The following is a 6,583-nucleotide window of genomic DNA, read 5'->3' on the forward strand; positions in this document are numbered from 1 at the left end:
ATTCCTTTTTCAAATTGTTCGTCAGTAATTTCTGCAATGTGTTTTGTCATAGTTGTGTTTTCCTTTTTGGTTAAAATTTATTTTCAATACAAAAAAAGTTCAGACTTTAGTCTGAACCTTAAAATGTGATGTTGAATCTTTTGTGAAACTTCTTGAAATAATCCCACACATTATATACTATGTTTTTAATTTTATTGTAATGAAGAGTTATTCATAATTAAATTTTTGTACCAATAATAAGATTTCTTTTTAATTCTGGATCCTGAACCTTTACCATCATCTTCTAAATCAACATATACCATTCCATATCTCTTAGACATTTCCCCAGTAGATGCAGAAATTAAGTCTATTATTCCCCATGAAATATATCCCATTAGTTCCACACCATCTCGAACGCCATCTTCCATAGCTTCTATATGTCGCTGCATATAGTCTATTCGATAGTCATCATCCACTTCATTGTCGACAAGCTCATCAAAGGCACCTAAGCCGTTTTCAACAATGAATAGAGGTTTTTGATATCTGTCATAAATTTGATTCATAGTAATTCTTAAACCTAAGGGATCTATCACCCATCCCCAATCACTTGTCTCCAAAAATGGATTTTTAATTGATTTTACAACATTACCTGAATTCATTTCTTTATTCTCGTAAGATGATGTCGAACAACGGGATGCGTAATAGCTGAAAGATACGAAATCAACTGTATTTTTAAGTATTTCCTTATCTTCTTCAGATATATTTATATTTACCCCTTTTTCTTCAAATATCCTTTTAGAATAAGAGGGGTAATACCCTCTTACTTGAATATCAGTAAAGAATGTATTTTCTTGATCATCTTTTAATGCTTGAAAAACATCTTTCGGATCACATGAGTAAGGGTAAAATGCTCCTCCTGCAATCATGCATCCTATTTTTAAATTATGATCGAGGGAATGGGCATATTTAACAGCTAAAGCACTTGCCAATAGCATGTGGTGAGCTGCTTGATATATCGTTTGATTTTTGTTTTCGCCTTCTTGGAATGTTAAGCCTGCACCTGAAAATGGACTATGAAGAATAATATTTATTTCGTTAAATGTTATCCAGTATTTAACGTACTCTCCAAACTCTTCAAAGCAAGTTCTTGAGTATCGTTCAAAGAAGGTAATCATTTTACTATTTCTCCACGAACCGTATTTATCTACTAATCCCATTGGAACATCAAAATGAGCTAACGTGACAAGGAGTTCTATTCCATTTTTTTTGCATTCATTAAAAAGATTGTGGTAAAAGTTTAAACCTTCTTGATTTGCTTGCTCCTCATCACCATTAGGGAAAAGCCGAGACCATGAGATAGATGTCCTGAAAATTTTCAGCCCCATTTCCTTTAGTAATTGTATATCTTCTTTATAACTATTATAGAATCCAATACCGTCACGACTAGGAAAATAATCGGTTGGGTTTGTAGGGTATGGTGACATCTCGCCTAGTTTTATTGCATTTCTACGCTCCCCTATCGGTATAAAATCAATGTTGCTGGGTCCACGTCCTCCTGCTTTCCAATAACCTTCAGACTGATTGGCGGATAATGCACCTCCCCATAAAAAATTCGAATTAAATTTGCTTGTTCTCAATAGACTTCTCTCCCACAAAAACTACTTCACCTGATTTTACCTCATTGTGTTTGATTAGGCTTAACTTAGTATATTCATTTGTATTTGTTACAATAACAATTATTTCTGTAGAAAGATTCTGCGAAGAAATAAATTCTAAATCAATATTTGCGAGTAATTCACCTTTTTGTATATTATCTCCTTCTTTAATAGAAGAATTAAAACCTTCTCCGTTTAGTGTAACTGTATCGATACCAATATGTACTAAGACTTCTGCACCATCTTCACTTAGAATTCCAAATGCATGAAGAGTTGGAAAGACTGCAGTGATTTGTCCACTTACAGGAGATACCACCTTACCATTTACTGGTACCACTGCAAAACCTTTTCCTAGAACTTCTTTAGAAAATACATCATCCTCAATATCAGTTAGTTCCTTAATTGTGCCTTCGGCTGGAGAAAGTAATTCAAAATTTCCATTATTCTTAGTGTTTTCATTAGATTGTTCTGTTGGAATATCTTCAAATCCCAAAATTAGAGTTAATATAAATGAAAGGATGATAGACACTACCATTACAATAATAATCCAAACAATACTCATTGGGTTATTTTTATCTATGAATTGAACAGATGTAAATAGTCCAGGAGCAGCCATTGAGTGACTAGCTAAGCCTCCAATTCCAGCTATCGCACCAGCTACAAATCCTGTGATAACTGAGGCAATCATTGGACGTTTAAGTCTAATAGCTACCCCATAGAGAGCAGGTTCTGTAATACCTGCTATGATGGCTGAAGATGCTGCTGCCAGAGCAGTTTGTCTTAATTCACTGTTTTTAGTTTTAAGTGCTACGGCAAGTGAAACACCACCAAGTGATAGGTTAGCTCCAATTTCTGAAGGCATTACCATACCCTCAACTCCCGTATCAGCAATCGTTTGAACAATCGTAGGGGTAAATACACGATGCATCCCAGTCATAACTAAGAGGGGCCATATAGCACCAACAATAGCAACAGCTAACCATCCTAACTTACTATGGATAAAGAATACAAAATCAGAGATCGCTGTACCAACCCATACTCCCATAGGACCGACCAACAGGATAGCAATTGGTGCAGCAATTAATAGGATTAGCATAGGTTTTAAGAAATTTTTTGTTACAGCTGGGGTTATCTTATCAACACCGTTATCAATATATTTTAATAGCCATGCCATAACCATTGCTGGAATAATAGTATATGTGTATTTCACGGATACCATTGGAATCATTGCAAAGGTGACAGTAGTACCTTCAGCAATTTTAGCCATCCAATCCATGAAAACTGGATGGACCATTAATCCTGCGATAGCCATTGAAAGATATATATTAGATCCAAACTTTCGAGCAGCTGAAACAGACACCAGAATAGGTAGGAAGAAGAAAGGTGCATCACCTATAGTTGAAAGTAAACTATAAGTTGAACTATCAATAGGAAGCACACCTACCATTTCTAATATCATAGCCAACAGTTTAATCATTGATCCACCAATAATGGCAGGAATAAGTGGAGACATTGTCCCAATGATAGCATCAAGAATATTGGTTCCAACTTTTTTTAATGTCAATTTACCCTTATCCTGAGTGGGTGGTGTGTTATCGGGTAACCCCAATTTCATTATTTCATTGTAAACTGAAGCAACATTATTACCAATGATAACTTGATATTGTCCGCTTTGCTTAACGAGCCCTATTACACCAGGGATGCTTTTTACTAGCTCGTCATTTGCCTTGCTTTCATCAATTAGAATAAAGCGTAATCTTGTCATACAATGTGTGAGGTTTTTTATATTGTCAATCCCTCCGATTGCATCAACGATAGACTTAGCTGTGCCTGAAAAATCTTTTGCCAAAATTTAACTCCTTAAATTTTTTTTATTGTTTAACTTATTATAATATTCTTTAAGAAAACGGTTTCTCCAAAAAAAGGATAATTCTCCAATATATGGTATAATCGAATCATGGGTATATTTATAGAAAATTATCTAAGAAACGACCTAACGTCCACTGAGGCTAATATCCTTCTTTCTTTAGATAATAAACCAGAAATTATAGAAAACAACCTAACTGATTTAGCACAAGTTCTACACTGTTCTGGTACATCGATTATCAGGCTTTGCCAAAAACTAGGTTTTACTGGATTTTCAGAATTCAAGTATGAAAGCCAAAGGCTATTAAAATTAGGTCAGTCAACTAATGAAATATCTTTCTTAGCGGAACTTAATAATTATATTAAGTATCTATCATCTGATTTAATGCAAAATAAAATAGTTGACTTCGCTAATAAGATACATGATGCTAAATATATTTATATTGCTGGGGTAGAAGCTTCTAAATTTTTATCCGAGTATTTTTGTCATAAACTTAATCAGATTGATTATGCAGCCGTTCATGTTTCAGATGATACTTTGTTAGATCTACTACCTAATTTGTTATCAAGACAAAGTGTAGTAATCTATATTTCTATTTCTGGACAAACAAAAAGACTCATAAATTCAGCCAGAAAAGCTAATATGACTGGGGCTACGGTTCTGTCAATAACAAATGCTCAAAGTTCACCATTATCAATTTTAAGTAAAATAAATATCTCTGCTAGAACTAATACATCTAGCTATCATAATTATGATGTAACACCACGAACTTTTCAAACTGCAATAATTGACATGATTTTTGAGAGACTAATTAAGTCTAGAAAATAGGGTCTATAGTAACATCATTTATCATAAACGAATTTGAAATTTATGAGTTATGTTGAAAAAAGACTTATTTTAAGTGATAAAGTCCTAAAAGTAAAACAGTCATGGATTAATTCCATGACTGTTTTGTTGTCGCAATATTTAGATTCATTCTACTAATGTATAAGCTCTAGCGTGAGCTGTTTAAAAATCAATGATAGCAGTAATACGTAAAAGTCATATTACTGTTCAGATTTGAGTTTATGATTTTCTAAATATTCTTCATATGCTGATTATAGACTAATTGTGCCTTCTTAACAAAGTAATCACTATCATCATAATGAAGTCCCGATTCATCTAACTTAGCTTTCAAGTCTTTTATTTGAGGATAAAACTCATTTTCTTCTATCTCTAGCATTAACCAATCCCCATTATTAACATTCTCTACTGCAAAGCCTAAGCCATCTTTATTCACTATGTATGCTTCATCATAAATTTCCATCACTCTCGTATAACCTAGTTCTTTTAGAAATTGCTCAGCTTTGATAAAATTTTCAACAGGTAAGTCAGTATTTGTTTGAGAGATAATTGAACCATCAGAATCATATTTTTTACGTTTAATGGTTAATTTCACACTTTCATTGAATTTTCTAATCAATACCATATCATTTAGTAAATCCAAAGTATCTTTACTTAAATCAGCAGTACTTGGTAGGTAATAATAATCTTGTATTAAATAGGTAATTTCGTGCTGATACCCCATTTTTAATAATTGAGCAATTGCTTCAGACTTTGTCATCTTAAGCATGACTGTTATTTCATTCCAATCTTTCATTATTTCTTCTTCCTGTCTTGTGTGCATAGCGCTCAGTGTCATAATATAGTTTCTTAATTCTATTCTATCGTACTTAGTCAGCATATTATGTGGTGGGTTAGGTGTCTATATTCAATTCATGAGTAACTTTAATACTTCCACTATGATTTATTTTTAAATTAAAAGTGGTGCCATACTTTTAAGTGTAAGGGTTTTTTAATTTTGCAATTTTGGCGAACGCTTTTGCTTCTTCTTTTGTTGGGAATTCTTTAATATATCCCCAATCATCATTATACTTCGTAGCATTCCTTTGGCGCTCTGTTAATCTATTCGTTATAAAAATATTAGTACAATCCAATAGTACGGTCCGGAAATTCCAAGGGAAACTTGCACTGACTAAAACATACCATGTCTGTGGTTCAACTTTATTTTATTTATCCATCCTAAACATAATTTTTTATTTCCTGCATTTTATGTGAACGGGGCCTTTTATTTCACTTAAATTTGTCAGCTTTTATTTTTCCATCTTCAACAATAAACCACCACTTCTGAACAATTTTCTTATTATTAAAGATCATTTTTTTTGGTGGGGGGCTAGTGATTTAATATACTGGGCTCTAGTAGGGAGTGAAAAATCAAAATTCTTAAGGTCCTTATCATTATACGAGATATAATTTAATGTCAAAGATACTTTTGCTGTAAATCCTCTACTATTTTTTCTAATTTCATTGAACCCTTCAATATTAATCTCCTCAAATACTTCTCTTTTTTGTCCAGTCTTATTTTTAGAAATATGCTTCTGTTGAAATTCTTTTAGTGCATCAGTATAAAAATTAAGCTCTACTTATTTATCATCATTCCAAGTGCTTAAAACTTCAGTTACTACTTTTTCAACATCGCCAAGATCAGTGAAGTATGACGGAATATTCTTGATCTTTGTATATCTACGTCTAGAGAACCATTCAAATAGGATATTTAATATAGGGATTGATGACAACAGTAAAAAAATAAGAATTTTAATAATTAAATTTTTATTCGTCCATACACCCTTCCACCATTAATCTGATCGGAATCAAATCTCCCATGAGCAAAATTGTTATATGGTATTGCTTTGACTTTTTATGTGATTCTTTTTGTTTGTGCTAACATGAAAGTCTTTCCTTACCTATTTGCACGAAATTCTTTTTGGGTGTCATTGATCCCCTTAAAAAGATGTTTATTTATTAATTATAAACAAAAGGCGATATTTTTCAAGACCAATCTGTCATTACTGATTAACCTGAAACAAAAAAGTGATGTAGTAAATTTTCAGAGATAGTCCAGATGTTAAAATTTTCCCACAACATTTCCTAATTTACACCTTCGGAATACATAAAATCACTCTAAAATAATATATGTTATATATACCAATTATTTGAACAAAATTTTTTCCATTTTCTTACTTTTTCAACTTGCCCTATTCGA

General features: G+C 32.5%; 4 protein-coding genes. 1 reads left to right on the forward strand and 3 read right to left on the reverse strand.

Going from position 1 to position 6,583, the window contains the following annotated elements:
- Positions 1–191 precede the first annotated feature (191 nt).
- Both ascB and ascF read right to left on the reverse strand, forming a co-directional pair.
- Entirely contained in the window at positions 192–1,616 is a 1,425-nt protein-coding gene (ascB, locus tag RT41_RS09735) for a 6-phospho-beta-glucosidase (protein WP_096819199.1), read from the reverse strand.
- Complete coding sequence (ascF, locus tag RT41_RS09740; protein ID WP_096819201.1) at positions 1,597–3,483, reverse strand: PTS cellobiose/arbutin/salicin transporter subunit IIBC; 1,887 nt, start codon at positions 3,481–3,483, stop codon at positions 1,597–1,599. The genes ascB and ascF overlap by 20 nt, the downstream gene beginning before the upstream one ends.
- Positions 3,484–3,591: 108 nt before the next feature.
- Here ascF and RT41_RS09745 point away from each other — a divergent pair, with 108 nt between their 5' ends.
- Positions 3,592–4,329 carry a MurR/RpiR family transcriptional regulator gene (locus RT41_RS09745; RefSeq protein WP_054639905.1) on the forward strand — a complete coding sequence of 246 codons (738 nt, stop codon included), beginning with the start codon at positions 3,592–3,594 and terminating at the stop codon, positions 4,327–4,329.
- Positions 4,330–4,576: 247 nt separating this feature from the next.
- Here the strand turns inward: RT41_RS09745 and RT41_RS09750 are convergent, their stop codons facing one another.
- Positions 4,577–5,140: a hypothetical protein gene (locus RT41_RS09750; protein WP_096819203.1), complete on the reverse strand. Its 564-nt coding sequence runs from the start codon at positions 5,138–5,140 to the stop codon at positions 4,577–4,579.
- Positions 5,141–6,583 lie beyond the last annotated feature (1,443 nt).

The organism is Lactococcus fujiensis JCM 16395 (assembly GCF_002441655.1).
Classification (GTDB): domain Bacteria; phylum Bacillota; class Bacilli; order Lactobacillales; family Streptococcaceae; genus Lactococcus; species Lactococcus fujiensis.

Coding starts and splice junctions, on each gene's coding strand:
- RT41_RS09745 (WP_054639905.1), top strand. CDS start 3,592: ATGGGTATATTTATAGAAAATTATCTAAGAAACGACCTAACGTCCACT.
- RT41_RS09750 (WP_096819203.1), bottom strand. CDS start 5,140: ATGAAAGATTGGAATGAAATAACAGTCATGCTTAAGATGACAAAGTCT.